This is a genomic window from Streptomyces sp. NPDC127197 (genome assembly GCF_042672405.1).
GTDB classification, from domain to species: Bacteria; Actinomycetota; Actinomycetes; order Streptomycetales; family Streptomycetaceae; genus Streptomyces; species Streptomyces flavusporus.
On the sequence record NZ_JBHXVG010000003.1, the window covers coordinates 186791 to 204287 of the forward strand.

The 17497-nt window shown below is 68.2% G+C and carries 16 protein-coding genes; 12 read left to right on the forward strand and 4 right to left on the reverse strand.

Annotated features, from left to right (window positions below; translation table 11 throughout):
* Nucleotides 1–44 precede the first annotated feature (44 nt).
* The 3 genes from ACFVJQ_RS05940 to ACFVJQ_RS05950 all read left to right on the forward strand — a co-directional run bounded on the left by ACFVJQ_RS05940 (nucleotide 45) and on the right by ACFVJQ_RS05950 (nucleotide 4424).
* The gene (locus ACFVJQ_RS05940) at nucleotides 45–746 is read left to right on the forward strand and encodes an HAD family hydrolase (protein WP_385513052.1); all 702 of its coding nucleotides are present in this window, start codon (nucleotides 45–47) and stop codon (nucleotides 744–746) included.
* 421 nt (nucleotides 747–1167) lie between these two features.
* Nucleotides 1168–2772, forward strand: a complete 1605-nt coding sequence (locus ACFVJQ_RS05945; RefSeq protein WP_385513053.1) for an ABC transporter substrate-binding protein — start codon at nucleotides 1168–1170, stop codon at nucleotides 2770–2772.
* Between the two features lie 71 nt (nucleotides 2773–2843).
* A complete protein-coding gene (locus tag ACFVJQ_RS05950; protein WP_385513054.1) occupies nucleotides 2844–4424 on the forward strand; it encodes an ABC transporter substrate-binding protein in 1581 nt (526 codons plus the stop codon).
* A 73-nt stretch (nucleotides 4425–4497) separates the two neighbouring features.
* Here ACFVJQ_RS05950 and ACFVJQ_RS05955 read toward each other — a convergent pair whose 3' ends face one another.
* Both ACFVJQ_RS05955 and ACFVJQ_RS05960 read right to left on the reverse strand, forming a co-directional pair.
* A complete protein-coding gene (locus ACFVJQ_RS05955) occupies nucleotides 4498–5169 on the reverse strand; it encodes a response regulator transcription factor (RefSeq protein ID WP_129796974.1) in 672 nt (223 codons plus the stop codon).
* A gap of 14 nt (nucleotides 5170–5183) precedes the next feature.
* Nucleotides 5184–6179 (reverse strand): RecB family exonuclease, encoded by a 996-nt coding sequence (locus ACFVJQ_RS05960; protein ID WP_385781277.1) that lies wholly within the window; start codon nucleotides 6177–6179, stop codon nucleotides 5184–5186.
* 177 nt (nucleotides 6180–6356) lie between these two features.
* On the opposite strand from ACFVJQ_RS05960, the gene ACFVJQ_RS05965 reads away from it, so the two are divergent.
* The 3 genes from ACFVJQ_RS05965 (at nucleotide 6357) to ACFVJQ_RS05975 (ending at nucleotide 9577) form a co-directional block, all read left to right on the forward strand.
* Nucleotides 6357–7826 carry a site-2 protease family protein gene (locus tag ACFVJQ_RS05965; RefSeq protein WP_385781279.1) on the forward strand — a complete coding sequence of 490 codons (1470 nt, stop codon included), beginning with the start codon at nucleotides 6357–6359 and terminating at the stop codon, nucleotides 7824–7826.
* Nucleotides 7827–7878: 52 nt separating this feature from the next.
* Nucleotides 7879–8781 carry a tRNA (adenine-N1)-methyltransferase gene (locus ACFVJQ_RS05970; protein ID WP_129796971.1) on the forward strand — a complete coding sequence of 301 codons (903 nt, stop codon included), beginning with the start codon at nucleotides 7879–7881 and terminating at the stop codon, nucleotides 8779–8781.
* Between the two features lie 220 nt (nucleotides 8782–9001).
* Nucleotides 9002–9577: a hypothetical protein gene (locus tag ACFVJQ_RS05975; RefSeq protein ID WP_385514517.1), complete on the forward strand. Its 576-nt coding sequence runs from the start codon at nucleotides 9002–9004 to the stop codon at nucleotides 9575–9577.
* A gap of 58 nt (nucleotides 9578–9635) precedes the next feature.
* On the opposite strand, the gene ACFVJQ_RS05980 is transcribed toward ACFVJQ_RS05975, so the two are convergent.
* Complete coding sequence (locus tag ACFVJQ_RS05980) at nucleotides 9636–9941, reverse strand: ferredoxin (protein ID WP_385514516.1); 306 nt, start codon at nucleotides 9939–9941, stop codon at nucleotides 9636–9638.
* A 244-nt stretch (nucleotides 9942–10185) separates the two neighbouring features.
* Here ACFVJQ_RS05980 and arc point away from each other — a divergent pair, with 244 nt between their 5' ends.
* From arc to prcA, 6 genes are all read left to right on the forward strand, one after another.
* The gene (gene arc / locus ACFVJQ_RS05985; protein WP_385514515.1) at nucleotides 10186–11952 is read left to right on the forward strand and encodes a proteasome ATPase; all 1767 of its coding nucleotides are present in this window, start codon (nucleotides 10186–10188) and stop codon (nucleotides 11950–11952) included.
* A gap of 235 nt (nucleotides 11953–12187) precedes the next feature.
* Complete coding sequence (gene dop / locus ACFVJQ_RS05990) at nucleotides 12188–13699, forward strand: depupylase/deamidase Dop (protein ID WP_385514514.1); 1512 nt, start codon at nucleotides 12188–12190, stop codon at nucleotides 13697–13699.
* A gap of 189 nt (nucleotides 13700–13888) precedes the next feature.
* Nucleotides 13889–14107, forward strand: a complete 219-nt coding sequence (locus tag ACFVJQ_RS05995; protein ID WP_030244016.1) for a ubiquitin-like protein Pup — start codon at nucleotides 13889–13891, stop codon at nucleotides 14105–14107.
* Nucleotides 14108–14151: 44 nt separating this feature from the next.
* A complete protein-coding gene (locus ACFVJQ_RS06000; protein WP_385781286.1) occupies nucleotides 14152–14763 on the forward strand; it encodes an endonuclease VII domain-containing protein in 612 nt (203 codons plus the stop codon).
* Nucleotides 14715–15560, forward strand: coding sequence for a proteasome subunit beta (gene prcB / locus ACFVJQ_RS06005; RefSeq protein WP_385514512.1), 846 nt, complete (start codon nucleotides 14715–14717; stop codon nucleotides 15558–15560). Before ACFVJQ_RS06000 ends, prcB begins: the two co-directional genes overlap by 49 nt.
* A 61-nt stretch (nucleotides 15561–15621) precedes the next feature.
* Nucleotides 15622–16365, forward strand: a complete 744-nt coding sequence (gene prcA / locus ACFVJQ_RS06010; protein ID WP_129796963.1) for a proteasome subunit alpha — start codon at nucleotides 15622–15624, stop codon at nucleotides 16363–16365.
* A 55-nt stretch (nucleotides 16366–16420) separates the two neighbouring features.
* Here prcA and ACFVJQ_RS06015 read toward each other — a convergent pair whose 3' ends face one another.
* Entirely contained in the window at nucleotides 16421–17431 is a 1011-nt protein-coding gene (locus tag ACFVJQ_RS06015; protein ID WP_385781290.1) for a LacI family DNA-binding transcriptional regulator, read from the reverse strand.
* Nucleotides 17432–17497 lie beyond the last annotated feature (66 nt).

Sequence of the window (17497 nt, forward strand, 5' to 3'; positions counted from 1 at the left end):
CCATCAGGGAACCGGCCTGCTAGTCCCTCAGGAGGTACCACCGGATGACGACGACGGTCCCCGCACTCGGCACCCGTACGGCGGAGGGCTCTGCCCTGCAGGCCGTGCTCCTCGACATGGACGGCACTCTGGTGGACACCGAGGGCTTCTGGTGGGACGTCGAGGTCGAGGTCTTCGCAGGCCTCGGTCACGCCCTCGACGATTCCTGGCGCCATGTCGTGGTCGGTGGTCCCATGACCCGCAGCGCGGGGTTCCTGATCGAGGCCACCGGCGCCGACATCACCCTCGCCGAGCTCACCGTCCTGCTCAACCAGGGGTTCGAGGACCGTATCGACCGTGCACTGCCGATGATGCCGGGTGCCGCCCGGCTGCTGGCCGAACTGGCCGCGCACGAGATCCCGACGGCGCTGGTCTCGGCCTCGCACCGGCGCATCATCGACCGGGTGCTGGGCTCGATCGGTCCTCAGTACTTCGCCCTGACCGTGGCCGGGGACGAGGTGGCGCGAACCAAGCCGCACCCCGACCCGTATCTGCTCGCCGCCGCGGGACTCGGCGCGGAACCGGCCCGATGCGCGGTCGTCGAGGACACCGCGACCGGTGTGGCGGCCGCCGAGGCCGCGGGTTGCCCGGTGGTGGCCGTACCGTCGGTGGCTCCGATCGCCCCGGCTGCCCGGCGTACCGTGGTGGACTCTCTCGAACAGGTGGACCTGGCATTTCTGCGTGGCCTGATGACGGAAATGCGCTAGGCGTTCACCCACCGTACCGCTTCGACAGAACGGCAATTCACCGGGTGCACTTGCGAAAGAATTCGAACTCCCGGATGGCTGAATTCCGGTCCTGTTGAACCTTGTGCGAAAGTGTGATGTTCGTCACTTCTTGAGGGGTCGACAGGGGCCTGCCCGTGTGCCTCACGGCCCCAATACAGGGCGGTCACCCCGCCTTTGTGTCCCGATTCATGGAACGCTGCACTAATCCTTCCGCTGTCGGGTTTTCAGTGTGTCCGCGCCCGGTTTCGCAGCGTGATGGGCGCTCAACTCCCGTCGCTGCGAACCCCGGAGCGGGTGCGCATTAATCTCGTCGCGAGAACCTCGCCCCCGCTCCCGTGATCCGCTGCGCCACCCCTGCATGCCGGATACACGGACTTGACAGCTCTGGAGAAACTCGAGCATGAACCGCAAGACTTTGGTGCTGCCGGCTGTGGTCGGCCTGCTTGCGCCCGCGCTCGCCGCCTGTGGCGGGTCGGACAGCGGGAGCGACGGCGGCGACGCGATCGTCGTCGGCACCACGGACCGGTTCATCGCCACCAAGGACGCCCCCGCGCCCCTCGACCCGGCGTACGCCTACGACGTCGGCACCTGGAACGTGCTGCGGCAGACCGTGCAGACGCTGATGGTTCAGCCGCGCGGCGACGGCGAACCCGTCCCCGAGGCCGCCCAGAGCTGCGGCTTCACCGACACCGGCAACGAGCGCTACGCCTGCAAGCTGCGTGCCGACCTGAAGTTCTCCAACGGCGACCCCATCACCGCGGCCGACGTGAAGTTCTCCATCGACCGGGCCCGCGCCATCAAGGCCGACAGTGGCGTCTTCGCGCTGCTGTCCACCGTCGACACCGTCGAGACGCAGGGCGACAACGAAGTCATCTTCCACCTCAAGACCGCGGACGCCACCTTCCCGTACAAGCTGTCGACTCCGGTCGCGGGCATCGTGAACCCCGACAACTACGAGAAGAACAAGCTGCGCGAGGGCTTCCAGATCGACGGCTCCGGCCCGTACACCCTTGAGGCCGAGGAGAAGAACGACGAGCTCGTCCGGGCCGTGTTCATCAAGAACCCCCACTACAAGGGGGCGTTGAAGGTGAACAACGAGGAGGTCGACATGGTCTCCTACAAGGACGCCGACGCCATGGGCGACGCCCTCGACAAGGGCGACATCGACATGATGACGCGCACCATGACGCCCGAGCAGATCGACAAGCTCTCCGCCGCCTCCGACGGCGACGTCGACCTCGTGGAGATGCCCGGCCTGGAGATCCGCTACCTGGCCTTCAACACCGACGCCCCGACGGTGAAGGACAAGGCCGTACGGCAGGCCATGGCCCAGATCGTGAACCGCAGCGAACTGATCTCCAAGGTCTACGGCTCCCAGGCCGAGCCGCTGTACTCACTGGTCCCGGCGTCCATCACCGGCCATTCCAACGCCTTCTTCAACAAGTACGGCGACCCGAGCGTCACCAAGGCCAAGGCCCTGCTGACCGCCGCCGACATCACCACCCCGGTCGAGCTGACGCTGCACTACACGACCGACCACTACGGCGCCGCCACGAAGAAGGAGTTCGAGCAGCTGCAGCAGCAGCTCAACGACAGCGGCCTGTTCGACGTCAGCATCGAGGGCGCCCCCTGGGACACCTTCGTACCCGCCGAACGCAACGGCGAGTACGACGTGTTCGGCATGGGCTGGTTCCCCGACTTCCCCGACGCCGACAGCTTCGTCGCCCCGTTCCTCGACAAGGACAACTTCCTCAAGTCGCCGTACGCCAACAGCGAGATCCGCAACTCCCTGATCCCGGAGTCCCGTCGTGCGGCCGACCGGCTGGGTGCCGCCGACAGCCTCAACCGGATCCAGGACATCGTGGCCGAGGACGTACCCATGCTGCCGCTGTGGCAGGGCAAGCAGTACGTGGCCGCGCGCGACGACATCACGGGCGTCGCGTACGCTCTCAACTCCTCCTCGACCCTCCAGCTGTGGGAGCTCGGCCGCGGTGTGAGCGGCTGACCCACCCCCTTTCCGTGCCCGGGTCCTGGACGGCGGCCCGGGACCTTCGAGAACGACGTAAGGCACACGCAGTGAACATGCGCAACCAGTGGCCGGTTCTGCCGATCGTGGCCGGGCTGGCCTCCGGTCTGCTGACCGGATGCGGATCCGAGACCGGCGACTCCGGGGAGAGCGGCTCCAACGTGGTCATGGGGATGTCCGACGACGTCCTCTCCACGGACCCCGCGTCCGGCTACGACCCCGGCTCGTGGCTGTTGTTCAACAATGTCTTCCAGTCCCTGCTGAGCTTCCCCAAGGGCGGCACCGAACCGCAGCCGGAGGCGGCCCGCGGGTGCACCTTCACGGACACCTCGACCAAGGTCTACAAGTGCACGCTGAAGGACGGTCTGAAGTTCAGCAACGGTGACCCCCTCACCTCGAAGGACGTCAAGTTCTCCTTCGACCGCATGCTGAAGATCAACGACGAGGCCGGTCCGGCCGTCATGTTCCCCATGCTCGACTCGGTCCAGACGCCGGACGAGAAGACCGTCGTGTTCAACCTGAAGGTCGCCGACGCCACCTTCCCCAGCAAGATCGCCTCCGGTGCCGGCTCCATCGTCAACCACCGGCAGTACGACGCGAACGGGCTGCGCAAGGACGGCGAGGCGGTCGGCTCCGGCCCGTACGAGCTCGACTCGTTCAGCGACGACGAGGCCGTGTTCTCGGTCAACGAGAACTACAAGGGCACCGCCGAGGTCCAGAACAACGGCGTCACCCTGAAGTTCTTCCACGGCGACCAGAGCGCCCTGAAGGAGGCGCTCCTCGACAACGAGATCGACATCGCCTACCGAGGCCTGAGCGCCGGCGACATCGCCGACATCGAGAACGCCGACGACGACGCCGGGGTCAAGGTCGTCGAGGGCAGCAGCGCCGAGGTCCAGCACCTGGTCTTCAACATGGACGACCCCGTAGCCGGACAGCCCGGGGTCCGCAAGGCCATCGCCCACCTGATCGACCGCGAGGCCCTCATCGAGGACGTCTACCAGGGCACCGCGACCCCGCTGTACTCGATCGTCCCGGCCGGTATCGCGGGCCACAACACGGCCTTCTTCGACACCTACGGCGCCCGCCCCTCCAAGGCGAAGGCCGCGGCCGCGCTGCGCGCCGAAGGCATCACCGGCAAGGTCAAGCTCACCCTCTGGTCGACCCCCTCCCGCTACGGCCCCGCCACCGACCAGGAGTTGGCGGCGATCGCGGCACAGCTCAACGCCAGCGGCCTGTTCGCCGCCGACGTGCAGTCCGTCGCCTTCGACCGGTACGAGAAGGACATCGCCGACGGCAAGTACGGCGTGTACGTCAAGGGCTGGGTGCCCGACTACCCGGACGCCGACAACTTCACCGCCCCGTTCTTCGGCGAGGGCAACGTCCTGGGCAACAACTACACCAACAGCGAGATCACCGGCACCCTCATCCCCAGCACCGCCGCCGAGAGCGACCGCGCGGGAACCGACGAGGAGTTCGGGGAGCTGCAGGACATCGTCGCCGAGGAACTCCCCGTCCTGCCGGTCTGGCAGGCCAAGCAGTACGCGGTGGTCCGCGAGACCGTCTACGGCCTGGAGTACTGCCTCGACGCCTCGACCGTGTTCCGGTTCTGGGAGATCAGCAAGGGCTGAGCAGCCGACACGCGACAGGGCGCCCGCTTCCTCGGAAGGGGGCGCCCTCGGCGTCGTACGGCCGCAGGTGGGGTCACTGCGCGCCGGGGCGCACCAGACCGCTCTCGTACGCGTACACCGCGGCCTGCACCCGGTCCCGCAGCCCCAGCTTGGTCAGCACATGGCCCACATGCGTCTTGACCGTGGTCTCACTGACGAACAGGTCGGCGGCGATCTCCGCGTTCGACAGGCCGCGCGCCACCAGCTTCAGAACCTCCACCTCGCGCTCGGTGAGGGTGTTCAGCGTGTCGGGGACGGGCTCGTCGCCGGACGGCAGATGCGTGGCGTACTTGTCGAGGAGCCGCCGTGTGATGCTCGGCGCGAGCATCGCCTCGCCCGCCGCCACGACCCGGATCGCCTGCACCAGTTCGTTGGCGGGAGCGTCCTTCAACAGGAAACCGCTGGCGCCCGCCTTGAGGGCCTCCACCACATACTCGTCGAGGTCGAACGTGGTCAGCACCAGCACCTTCGCCGGGCCGTCCCGCCCCGGGCCGGTGATCTGCCGGGTCGCCTCCACGCCGTCCATCCGCGGCATGCGGATGTCCATCAGAACCACATCGGGCTGCAGAGCCCGCACCTGGTCGAGTGCCTGGAGGCCGTCTCCGGCCTCGCCGACGACCGCGATGTCCTGCTCGGCCTCCAGAATCATCCGGAAGCCCGTACGCAGCAGCGGCTGGTCGTCGACCAGTAGGACACGGATGGCCACGTAAGTCTCCTTCGCTAGTCCGGCCCCATTCTGCCCTGCTCCGAATCCCCCGACCCGACCCCCCTCACAGGCAGCGGATACGGCGGGGGAGTGCCGCCGAACTCCGGGCACACCGCCTGGTGATCGCACCAGCCGCACAGCTTCGTCGGCCGCGGCCGCCAGTCGCCCGTCTCGGTGGCCCGCCGGATCGCCTCCCACAGCGCCAGCAGCTTGCGCTCCACCCGCTCCAGGTCGGCGAGGACCGGATCGTACGTCAGAACGTCACCGCTGCCGAGATAGACGAGCTGCAGCCGCCGCGGGACAACCTTCTTCAGCCGCCAGACCACCAGGGCGTAGAACTTCATCTGGAACAGCGCACCCTCGGCGTACTCGGGCCGGGGCGCCTTGCCCGTCTTGTAGTCGACGATCCGCACCTCACCGGTCGGCGCCACATCCACCCGGTCGATGATCCCGCGCAGCCGCAGCCCCGACTCCAGCTCCGCCTCCACGAACAGCTCACGCTCGGCCGGCTCCAGCCTGCTCGGATCCTCCAGCGTGAACCAGCGCTCCACCAGCTGCTCCGCCTCACCCAGCCAGCGCGCCAGCCGCTCCCCGTCCGGGTCGTCGGCGAACAGCTCCTCGACCTCCGGCCTGGTCTGGCGCAACCGCTGCCACTGGCCGGAGATCAGCGACTTGGCCCGGGGCGCGGTGCGCTCCTGTGCCGGGGCGTCGAAGAGCCGCTCCAGGACCGCATGCACCAAGGTGCCTCTGGTCGCCGCCTCGCTGGGCTTCTCCGGCAGCCGGTCGATCACCCGGAACCGATACAGCAGGGGACACTGCATGAAGTCGCCGGCACGCGAGGGCGAGAGCGAGGTCGGCGGTATGACGACGGGCTCGGCGGCGACAGCCGTGGCCGTCGCTGCCGTCACTGCCGTCGCCGTCGTAGGCTCGGCCACGACCGACGGATCCGTCCGGGTCCCGGCCGTACCGCCGCTGTGGGCCTGCGCCGCGCCCTCGGTGCTGGTGTCCATACCCACAGACCATACGGCCCACCACTGACAGTGACGCACCCCGCGGCCGCAACCCCTGCCACGGCAAGGGAAACAGAGGGGGTGCCGGGGCGGAACGCATCCCGACGGCCGCATACCATCGACCCGAGACCCTTCCGCCCGGCAGGCGCGGGAGACGCTTCAAAACGAGGGGACACCGTGGACGAGAGCGGCGGGAGCGGGCAGCCGCGGTCGGGCACCGACGAAACGGCCGAACAGCAAACGGACCGTACGGCCCCGACCACCGACCCCACACGCCCCGACGCGACCCGGCGGACAACCGACGCGCCCACCGAACCGCCCGAGGCCCAGACGCCCCCGGCGGAGCGCGCGGAAACCGACCCGGCCGACGCCGAACCCGACTCGGCCCGCCCCGCCGACGACCACCCGGCACCCACCTCTCACCCCGCCCCAGCCCACCGCCACCTCGCCCACACCGGCACCGGCCCCGAGAAGGGCCCCGCCCCGCAGCGTCCGGAGCCCAGAGGCGGGCTGCTGATGGGGCGGCCGTTCGGTGTGCCCGTGTACGTCGCCCCGAGCTGGTTCCTGGTCGCCGCCCTGATCACCTGGGTGTTCGGCGGGCAACTGGAGCGTGTACTGCCCGAGCTCGGCGCGGCCCGCTATCTGGTCTCCCTCTTCTTCGCGGTCGCCTTCTACGCCTCCGTGCTCGTACACGAACTCGCCCACACCGTCGCCGCCCTCCGCTTCAAGCTCCCGGTCCGCCGCATCCAGCTCCAGTTCTTCGGCGGCGTCTCCGAGATCGAGAAGGAAGCCGAGACCCCCGGCCGGGAATTCGTGCTCGCCTTCGTCGGCCCCCTGCTCTCCCTCGTCCTCGCCGGCCTCTTCTACCTCGCCCTGCAGCCCGTCGAGCCCGGCACGGTCCCCGGCGTCCTGCTGGCCGGCCTGATGATCTCCAACCTGATCGTCGCCGCCTTCAACCTCCTGCCCGGCCTGCCCCTCGACGGCGGCCGCATGCTCCGCGCCGTCGTCTGGAAAATCACCGGCAAGCCCATGAGCGGCACCATCGCCGCCGCTTGGGTCGGCCGCGCCCTCGCCGTCGCCGTCCTGATCGGCCTCCCGCTGCTCACCCAGTCCGGCGCCCTCGGCACCGAAGCCGTCGACAACGTCGGCATGGACACCGTCATGGACGCCCTGCTCGCCGCGATCCTCGCCGCCATCATCTGGACCGGCGCCGGAAACAGCCTGCGCGTCGCCCGCCTGCGCGAACACCTCCCCGAACTACGCGCCCGCACCCTCACCCGCCGCGCCGTGCCCGTGGAATCCGACACACCCCTCTCGGAGGCCCTGCGCCGCGCCAACGCCGCCGGCGCCCGCGCACTCGTCGTCGTCGACGCCGACGGCAACCCCGTCTCACTCGTCCGCGAAGCCGCCATCGTCGGCGTACCCGAACACCGCCGCCCCTGGGTCGCCGTCAGCGGCCTCGCCCAGGAGCTCACCGACGGCATGCGCGTCTCCGCCGAGTTGGCCGGCGAAGACCTCCTGGAGGTACTGCGCGCCACCCCCGCCACCGAGTACCTGGTCGTCGAGGAGACCGGCGAAATCTACGGCGTCCTGTCCGCCGCCGACGTCGAGCGCGCCTTCGTCAAAGCCATGGCCAGGCCCTCGTAGCACCCGGCGGCCCGTGGTCGGCGCCCACCAGAAACGCCGGTAGGCTGGTCACATGTCCGAACCGACCGGTGCCGCCCGCAGGCGCGGGCCCTTCAAGGTCGGGGACCAGGTACAGCTGACCGACCCCAAGGGCCGCCACTACACGTTCACGCTCGAAGCCGGGAAGAACTTCCACACCCACAAGGGTTCCTTCCCGCACGACGAACTGATCGGCGCCCCCGAGGGCAGCGTTGTCCGCACCACCGGGAACGTCGCCTACCTCGCGCTGCGCCCCCTGCTCCCCGACTACGTCCTGTCCATGCCCCGCGGGGCAGCCGTCGTCTACCCCAAGGACGCAGGTCAGATCCTCGCCTTCGCCGACATCTTCCCCGGCGCACGCGTCGTCGAGGCCGGCGTCGGCTCCGGCTCGCTCAGCAGCTTCCTGCTGCGCGCCATCGGCGACCAGGGCATGCTGCACAGCTACGAGCGCCGCGCCGACTTCGCCGAGATCGCGCAGGCGAACGTGGAACGCTACTTCGGCGGCCCGCACCCCGCCTGGCAGCTCACCGTCGGCGACCTCCAGGACAACCTCAGCGACACCGACGTCGACCGCGTCATCCTCGACATGCTCGCCCCCTGGGAGTGCCTCGAAGCCGTCTCCAAGGCGCTCGTCCCGGGCGGCATCCTGTGCTGCTACGTCGCCACCACCACCCAGCTCGCCCGGACCGTCGAGTCCATCCGCGAAATCGGCTGCTTCAACGAGCCGACCTCCTGGGAGACGATGATCCGCAACTGGCACATCGAGGGCCTGGCCGTCCGCCCCGACCACCGGATGATCGGCCACACCGGCTTCCTGCTCACCGCCCGCCGCCTCGCCGACGGCGTCGAACCGCCCATGCGCCGCCGCCGGCCCGCCAAGGGCGCCTACGGCGAGGACTACTCCGGCCCCAACGCCGACGGAGGCATCGGCCGCTGAGGCAGCCCCCTGCCGCACACAACGTCACCGCGCCGTGGCCGAGTTCCCGCAACCCGCCGGGAACTCGGCCACGGCGCTTTCCCGTTGACCCCGCACCGAAGGGCTGCCTCGCCAAGACACCACCGGCACAAGGGCCGACCCCCGCCGTTCCCCCGCACTGTGACGTGTGGCACCATGCTGGCCACCCCCACCGGCACAGCCCTCACAGGAGACACTCCTAGTGCAGCAATCCGCCGTCCCGGAACTGGCACACACCCACACCCGCCCGATCCACTGGCTTGCCACCGCCACCGCTGTCGCCGGTGTCGTGGCCCTCTCCTCGCTCCTGCAGCCGGACTCCGCGACCGCCGCCCAGACGCCGTCCCAGGGAACCCGGTCCGCACCCGTCGCCGCACCACCCGCCCCCGAGGGCGTCGACTTCCCCCTCGAATGCGGCCCCGTACAGGCCGTGGTGGAACAGAAGGCCTCCGGTGACCTCGACGGCGACGGCCGGCCCGAGACGGTCGCCGTGGTGCACTGCGACGCCGGCATCAGCACACCGCCCGACGGCGTGTACGTGCTCACCCAGGGCGACGGTGCGTCACAGCCCCGCATCGTGGCGACCCTCGTCGACCCCAAGGACCGGTTCACCGTCAGTGACTTCGCCGTTCGCGACGGAGCGGTGCTGGCGACCCTGCTCGGCTACTCCTCCTCCGACGTACCGACATGTTGTCCGGACACGAAGGAGAACGCTAAGTGGCAGTGGAAGAACGGTGCGTTCGTCCGCTCGTCACCCGCCGACGCCCGAAGCGTCTGACGCCCGCAACCGACGCGTGTGAGAAATCCTACAGTCGTAACCCACCGTACGGATTTGGTCACTCTGCGTCCGGCCCGTACACCTCCGCGCTGTCCGAAACTCGACGTACATGGATGCACTCACCCGGACACTCCTTCACCGAGTCGATCACATCCGTGAGAAGCGGCAGCGGTACGGGCGTTGTGGCCCCCACCGCCTGCAACAACTGGTCATCCGCGCCCTTCACATAGGCCAGACCATCGATGTCCAGCTCGAACACCTCGGGCGCGTACTGGGCGCAGATGCCGTCACCGGTGCACAGATCCTGGTCGATCCAGACCTCCAGCGCCTCGCCGTCGACTCCGGCCTCCTGCTGCACGGTCACCTCTCCTGCCGTTTCTGTGTCGAGCCGTACGGGAATCCGGCCAGCTCTGACGGGTGTTGAACGGTTCGACACTACCTGCGCCCGCTTTCTCCTCGCGTTCCCTGGGTATTCCCCTGGCGTGAGGGAGAGCGCAAGGGTGAAGATCGGACACACCCCGACCGTCTTTGTGATCTAGGGGTTTCAATCGACACCCACCCAGGTAGGGTCTGGAAGCGTCCAGCTCCCCTTGGAGGAGGTGAGGACCGTGGCAGCCCACGACGACGACATGAACCGCGGCATCCGCCCGGGACGCGGGTCCGAAGACCCGGCCGGGCAGATTGCCTACCTTGAGCAGGAGATCGCCGTCCTGCGACGCAAGCTCGCCGACTCTCCGCGACACACGAGAATTCTCGAAGAGCGGATCGTCGAGCTGCAGACCAACCTGGCTGGCGTGTCCGCACAGAACGAGCGACTCGCCAACACGCTCCGTGAGGCCCGCGACCAGATCGTGGCCCTCAAGGAAGAAGTCGACCGGCTCGCACAGCCACCGGCCGGCTTCGGAGTCTTCCTGCAGGCGAACGAGGACGGCACCGCCGACATCTTCACCGGCGGCCGCAAACTCCGCGTGAACGTCAGCCCCAGCGTCGAACTCGACGACCTGCGGCGCGGCCAGGAAGTAATGCTCAACGAAGCGCTCAACGTGGTCGACGCCATGGAGTTCGAGCGCGTCGGGGACATCGTCACCCTCAAGGAGATCCTCGAGGACGGCGAACGCGCCCTGGTGCTCGGGCACACCGACGAGGAACGGGTGGTACGGCTCGCCGAGCCGCTGCTGGACGTCACCATCCGCGCCGGCGACGCCCTGCTGCTCGAACCCCGCTCCGGCTACGTCTACGAGGTCGTCCCCAAGAGCGAGGTCGAAGAACTCGTCCTCGAAGAAGTCCCCGACATCGGCTACGACCAGATCGGTGGCCTCGGCAACCAGATCGAAGCCATCCGCGACGCGGTCGAGCTCCCGTACCTCTACCCCGACCTGTTCAAGGAGCACGAACTGCGCCCACCCAAGGGCGTCCTGCTCTACGGACCCCCCGGATGCGGCAAGACACTCATCGCCAAGGCCGTCGCCAACTCACTGGCCAAAAAGGTCGCCGAAGTCACCGGCCAGGCCGCCGGCAAGAGCTTCTTCCTCAACATCAAGGGCCCCGAGCTCCTGAACAAGTACGTCGGAGAGACCGAACGGCAGATCCGCCTCGTCTTCCAGCGCGCCCGTGAAAAGGCCAGCGAAGGCACCCCCGTGATCGTCTTCTTCGACGAGATGGAATCCCTCTTCCGCACCCGCGGCTCCGGCGTCAGCTCCGACGTGGAGAACACCATCGTCCCGCAGCTGCTCGCCGAGATCGACGGCGTCGAAGGCCTGCAGAACGTGGTCGTGATCGGCGCCTCCAACCGCGAGGACATGATCGACCCGGCCATCCTGCGCCCCGGCCGACTCGACGTGAAGATCAAGATCGAGCGCCCGGACGCCGAAGCGGCCAAGGACATCTTCGGCAAGTACCTCACCGAGCGCCTCCCGCTTCACTCCGAGGATCTCGGGGAACACGGTGGCGACAAGGACGCATGCGTCCAGGCCATGATCCAGACGGCCGTGGAACACATGTACGCCGAAACCGAGGAAAACCGCTTCCTGGAAGTCACCTACGCCAACGGCGACAAGGAAGTCCTCTACTTCAAGGACTTCAATTCCGGCGCCATGATCGAAAACATCGTGGGCCGCGCCAAGAAAATGGCGATCAAGGACTTCCTCGAACACAACCAGAAGGGCCTCCGCGTCTCCCACCTCCTCCAGGCCTGCGTGGACGAGTTCAAGGAGAACGAGGACCTGCCCAACACCACCAACCCGGACGACTGGGCCCGCATCTCCGGGAAGAAGGGCGAACGGATCGTCTACATCCGTACCCTCATCACCGGAAAGCAGGGCGCAGACACCGGACGCTCCATCGACACGGTGGCAAACACCGGACAGTACCTGTAAAAGACAGGGCGGCTGCGGGTGCCCTCTCCGGGTATCCGCAGCCGACTGCTTTCCGGGCCACGGCTGGAGCAAGGCTAATGACGCAAATGATCTCCCCACCAGCGCGGAGGCGTTCTAGGCTCGTCGGTACCGCCGAGTCGCGCAGTGCGGGGACGGGCACCGCACACGCAACCCAGCGCCAGCGGTATCTGAGCGGCGCCCACGACCGAGGGAGCCGCCGGGCAAGGAGGGCCGCATGACCGTACGGCGAGTAATGGGCATCGAGACGGAGTACGGGATCTCCGTCCCCGGCCACCCCAACGCCAATGCCATGCTCACCTCATCCCAGATCGTCAACGCCTACGCGGCGGCGATGCACCGGGCCCGCCGGGCCCGCTGGGACTTCGAGGAGGAGAACCCCCTGCGGGACGCCCGAGGCTTCGACCTCGCCCGCGAGGCCGCCGACGCCAGCCAGCTCACCGACGAGGACATCGGCCTGGCCAACGTCATCCTCACCAACGGCGCCCGGCTCTACGTCGACCATGCCCACCCCGAATACAGCGCCCCCGAGGTCACCAACCCCCGCGACGCCGTCCTCTGGGACAAGGCCGGCGAACGAATCATGGCCGAAGCCGCCGAACGCGCAGCACAGCTGCCCGGCGCCCAGCCCATCCACCTCTACAAGAACAACACCGACAACAAGGGCGCCTCCTACGGCACACACGAGAACTACCTGATGAAGCGGGAAACCCCCTTCTCGGACATCGTGCGCCACCTCACGCCCTTCTTCGTCTCCCGCCAGGTCTTCGCCGGAGCAGGCCGCGTCGGCATCGGCCAGGACGGCCACGAACACGGCTTCCAGCTCAGCCAGCGCGCGGACTACTTCGAAGTCGAGGTGGGCCTGGAAACCACCCTCAAACGTCCCATCATCAACACACGTGACGAGCCCCACGCCGACGCGGAGAAATACCGCCGCCTGCACGTGATCATCGGCGATGCGAACCTCTCCGAGATCTCCACCTACCTCAAGCTCGGCACGACGTCGCTGGTCCTGTCCATGATCGAGGACGGCTTCATCGCCGTGGACCTGGCGGTGGACCAGCCGGTCCGCACCCTCCACCAGGTCTCGCACGACCCGTCACTGAAGCGCCTGGTCACGCTCCGCAGCGGTCGCACACTCACCGCGGTCCAACTGCAGATGGAGTACTACGAGCTGTCCCGCAAATACGTGGAAGAGCGCTTCGGAGCCGACGCCGACGACCAGACCAAGGACATCCTGACCCGCTGGGAAGACACCCTCAACCGCCTGGAACGCGACCCCATGAGCCTCGCCGGCGAACTCGACTGGGTCGCCAAGCGAGAACTCATGGAGGGCTACCGACGCCGCGACAACCTCGACTGGGACGCCGCCCGGCTGCACCTCGTCGACCTCCAGTACGCCGACGTACGCCCCGAGAAGGGCCTCTACAACCGCCTCGTCGCCCGCGGCCGCATGAAGCGCCTCCTGGACGACGCAGGCGTCGAGCGGGCGATGGTCAAACCCCCGGAGGACACCCGCGCATACTTCCGCGGCCGCTGCCTGGAGCAGTACGCCGACGACGTCGCCGCGGCCTCCTGGGACTCGGTGATCTTCGACCTGCCGGGAAGGGACTCGCTCCAGCGCGTCCCAACCCTGGAACCGCTTCGCGGAACGCGTAATCACGTCAAGGAGCTCCTGGACCGCTGCCGCACCGCGGAAGACCTGGTCAGGGTCCTGTCCGGCGGGTGAGCAGGTTCTCGGACGGGGCCGGGCACACAGGGTGGAAATCCCGGCCCCAGGGAATCATCGAGGTGGTCCCCGTACGTTGTAGGAACTGCGGGGACATTGTCAGACCCGGCTTGTAGGGTCTGATCATGACCGATCGGCAGGAAAGCCGACCTGCCGACCATGTCGGGCGAACCGAGCGGGGTGAGGGATATGGCAACCAAGGACACCGGCGGCGGACAGCAGAAGGCCACGCGCTCTACCGAGGAGGTCGAGGAGCAGGCTGCGGAGGCGCAGGCTTCTGAGGACCTCAAGGAGCGGCAGGAGAAGCTGAGCGACGACGTGGACTCCGTCCTCGACGAGATCGATGACGTACTCGAGGAGAACGCCGAGGATTTCGTGCGCTCATTCGTGCAAAAAGGTGGTCAGTAAAGGGATTCGGGCCGCTTTTACCTTCGAATCGAAGGTTGCGGGGGATGAGGGTGGCTGGGGATCCGAACGCGAAGCAATGCACGGGCTGCAAGCGGGACTTGCCTCCTGAGGCATTTGCACGGGACAAGAACCGGCGCGATGGCCTTCAGGTGCGGTGCCGGGAGTGCGTGGCGGAGTACAGCGCCGCGCGCTCCCGGCGCCGCCGGGAAGCCATGGGTAAGCCGGTATGGGTGAAGGTGGACGTTCCGGCCGGGCACAAGCTCTGCCGGACGTGCGGTGAGGTCAAGCCGCACAGCGAGTGGCATCGCAACGCCACCGCATCCGATGGTCTGTCGACACGGTGCAAAGCGTGCCGGGCCATCCGGGGGCGGCAGGACCATCTGAAGCGGCAGTACGGAATCACTGAGGCCGAGCGCGACGAGTTGGTCGCCTCCCAAGGGGGCGTCTGCTGCATATGTTTGGCGGCCGTACCCGAGCATGTGGATCACTGCCATGAGACGGGTAGGGTCCGTGGCGTACTGTGCTTCAGCTGCAACGCTGCACTGGGGCAGTTCAAGGATCGGCCCGACGCCATAAGGCGGGCTGCCGCATACGTGGAAGGAATCGCGTGGAAGCCAACACTCGTAGCACCGGGCGTCTACCAGCTGCCTTCCTGACGCCTGGGTCCTCCTCGTTCATGGACTTCCTGTCCGAGCACCAGCCGGAGCTGCTGCCCGGCAACCGGCAACTGCCGCCCACCAAGGGTGTGATCGAGGCGCCGCACGGCACCACGATCGTGGCCGTGGCGTTCCCCGGTGGCGTGGTCCTCGCCGGTGACCGTCGGGCCACCATGGGCAACGTGATCGCGCAGCGGGACATCGAGAAGGTGTTCCCGGCGGACGAGTACTCGGCGGTCGGTATCGCCGGCACCGCCGGTATCGCCGTCGAGATGGTCAAGCTGTTCCAGTTGGAGCTGGAGCACTTCGAGAAGGTCGAGGGCGCTCAGCTGTCGCTGGAGGGTAAGGCGAACCGGCTGTCGACGATGATTCGGTCCAACCTGGGCATGGCCATGCAGGGACTGGCCGTGGTGCCGCTCTTCGCCGGTTATGACCTCGACCGGGAGAAGGGGCGGATCTTCTCCTACGACGTGACGGGCGGCCGCTCCGAGGAGACGGGCTTCGCGGCCACCGGCTCCGGCTCGATCTTTGCGCGCGGTGCCATGAAGAAGCTCTTCCGTGACGATCTGACCGAGGACGAGGCCACGACCCTGGTGGTGCAGGCCCTGTACGACGCGGCAGACGACGACTCGGCGACCGGTGGTCCCGATGTCGCCCGCCGGATCTACCCGATTGTCACCGTGATCACCGAGGACGGTTTCCGTCGGCTCACCGAGGACGAGGCTTCTCAGATCGCCCGTTCGGTGCTGGAGCGGCGGCTGGAGCTGCCCGACGGCCCGCGGGCCGCGCTGCTGTAGCCGTAGGCGGATCTTGTCCAGGGTGATGTCAGTGACTTCCACAGAAAGGGACGGATAACCGGTGTCGACGCCGTTCTATGTGTCACCTCAGCAGGCCATGGCCGACCGGGCGGAGTACGCCCGTAAGGGCATCGCCCGGGGCCGCAGCCTGGTCGTGCTGCAGTACTCCGACGGCATTGTGTTCGTCGGCGAGAATCCGTCCCGCGCGTTGCACAAGTTCAGCGAGATCTACGACCGGATCGGCTTTGCCGCGGCCGGCAAGTACAACGAGTACGAGAACCTGCGGATCGGCGGTGTGCGCTACGCCGACCTGCGGGGTTACACCTACGACCGTGACGATGTGACGGCTCGGGGTCTGGCCAACGTGTATGCGCAGACGCTGGGCACGATCTTCTCCAGTGCGGCCGAGAAGCCGTATGAGGTGGAGCTGGTTGTCGCGGAGGTCGGTGAGACGCCCGAGGGTGACCAGATCTACCGGCTGCCGCACGACGGTTCGATCGTGGACGAGCACGGTTCGGTTGCGGTCGGCGGCAATGCCGAGCAGATCAGCAGCTATCTGGATCAGCGTCATCAGGACGGCATGACGTTGGCCGAGGCGCTCAAGCTGGCCGTGCAGGCCCTGTCCCGTGACACCAACGGCACCCAGCGGGAGATTCCCGCCGAGCGTCTGGAGGTGGCGGTGCTGGACCGTACGCGTCCGCAGAAGCGGAAGTTCCGGCGGATCACCGGTCGGCAGCTCGCCCGGTTGCTGGAGGCGGACGGCGCGGCGTCGGCGGCGGATGCCGAGGAGTCCGAGGACGAGTGACGCGCAGTCCACTTGTGTGGGCCCCGGCCGGTGTCGGCCGGGGCCCATATGCGTCTCAGTGGGCCGGTGGTGGCGCCGTGGAGCCCCGTACGACCAACTGGACGGGAATGTCTCCCTCGGTGGGCTCGCGGCCCTCCAGGACCGCCAGCAGGGCCTGCATGCCTCGCTCGCCGAACAGTTCGGCGTCCAGGCGTACGGTCGTCAGTTCGGGGTCGATGGCGGTGGCCAGGGCGAGGTCGTCGAGGCCGGTGACGGAGATGTCGTCGGGGATGCGCAGGCCGAGGCGTCGGATCGCTTTGTAGGCGCCGGCGGCCAGTTTGTCGTCGTCGCAGATGACCGCGGTGGCGGGGTGGCGCCTGAGGGCGGTCTCGGCGGCGGTCAGGGCGCCCTGGATGGAGATGGGGGCGCGGGCCGTGTGCACGGTCGTGCCCGGAACGGCGGCGATGCGGGCGGCTAGTTCCCGGGCGCGCACCTCGAAGGTCCAGGAGGGGACGTCGGCCGCGAGGTGCAGGAAGGTGCGGTGGCCGAGGCCGAGCAGGTGCTCGGTGACCTGGCGGATGCCGTCGGTGATGTCGAGGTTGACGGTTGCCGCGCCGAGGCTGCCTTCGGGGTCGCTGTCGAGCATGACGAGGGGTAGCTGGTCGCCGCGGATGGCGGTGAGGGCGTCTGCGGCCATGGAGGAGGCGATGACGCCGTCGAGGGCGGCCTGTGCGGATGCGAAGGGGTCTCTGGCGGGGCCGATGCCTTCGGGGGAGGGGTAGAGGACGACGCCGAAGCCGTGTTCGGCGGCGACGCGGGCGGCGCCGGTGTAGACGCCGGCGAAGAATTCGGTGGTGAGGGCGGGGACGACGAGCAGGACGGTGCGGGTGTGGCCGAGGCGTAGGTTGCGGGCGGCGAGGTTGGGCCGGTAGCCGAGTTCGCGTGCGGCTTCGCGTACGCGTTGTGCGGTTGCTTCCGAGACGCGGCCGCGCCATTTGTCGCCGAGGACGAGGGAGACGGCGGCTTGGGAGACGCCGGCGGCTTGGGCGACGTCCCGGCTGGTGGGGCGGGTGCCGGCTCGTGCCACCTGTGGGTGCTCCTTCGTCGGGGCTTGGTCCGGGTTCGGCCTGGACGTGTGGACAGCGCTCATGGT

What these genes read in the sequence shown, in the direction of transcription:
- ACFVJQ_RS05945 (WP_385513053.1), top strand. Translation starts at nt 1,168, where the DNA reads ATGAACCGCAAGACTTTGGTGCTGCCGGCTGTGGTCGGCCTGCTTGCG.
- ACFVJQ_RS05970 (WP_129796971.1), top strand. Translation starts at nt 7,879, where the DNA reads ATGTCCGAACCGACCGGTGCCGCCCGCAGGCGCGGGCCCTTCAAGGTC.
- ACFVJQ_RS05995 (WP_030244016.1), top strand. Translation starts at nt 13,889, where the DNA reads ATGGCAACCAAGGACACCGGCGGCGGACAGCAGAAGGCCACGCGCTCT.
- ACFVJQ_RS06000 (WP_385781286.1), top strand. Translation starts at nt 14,152, where the DNA reads ATGAGGGTGGCTGGGGATCCGAACGCGAAGCAATGCACGGGCTGCAAG.
- ACFVJQ_RS05940 (WP_385513052.1), top strand. Translation starts at nt 45, where the DNA reads ATGACGACGACGGTCCCCGCACTCGGCACCCGTACGGCGGAGGGCTCT.
- dop (WP_385514514.1), top strand. Translation starts at nt 12,188, where the DNA reads ATGACCGTACGGCGAGTAATGGGCATCGAGACGGAGTACGGGATCTCC.
- ACFVJQ_RS05960 (WP_385781277.1), bottom strand. Translation starts at nt 6,179, where the DNA reads ATGGACACCAGCACCGAGGGCGCGGCGCAGGCCCACAGCGGCGGTACG.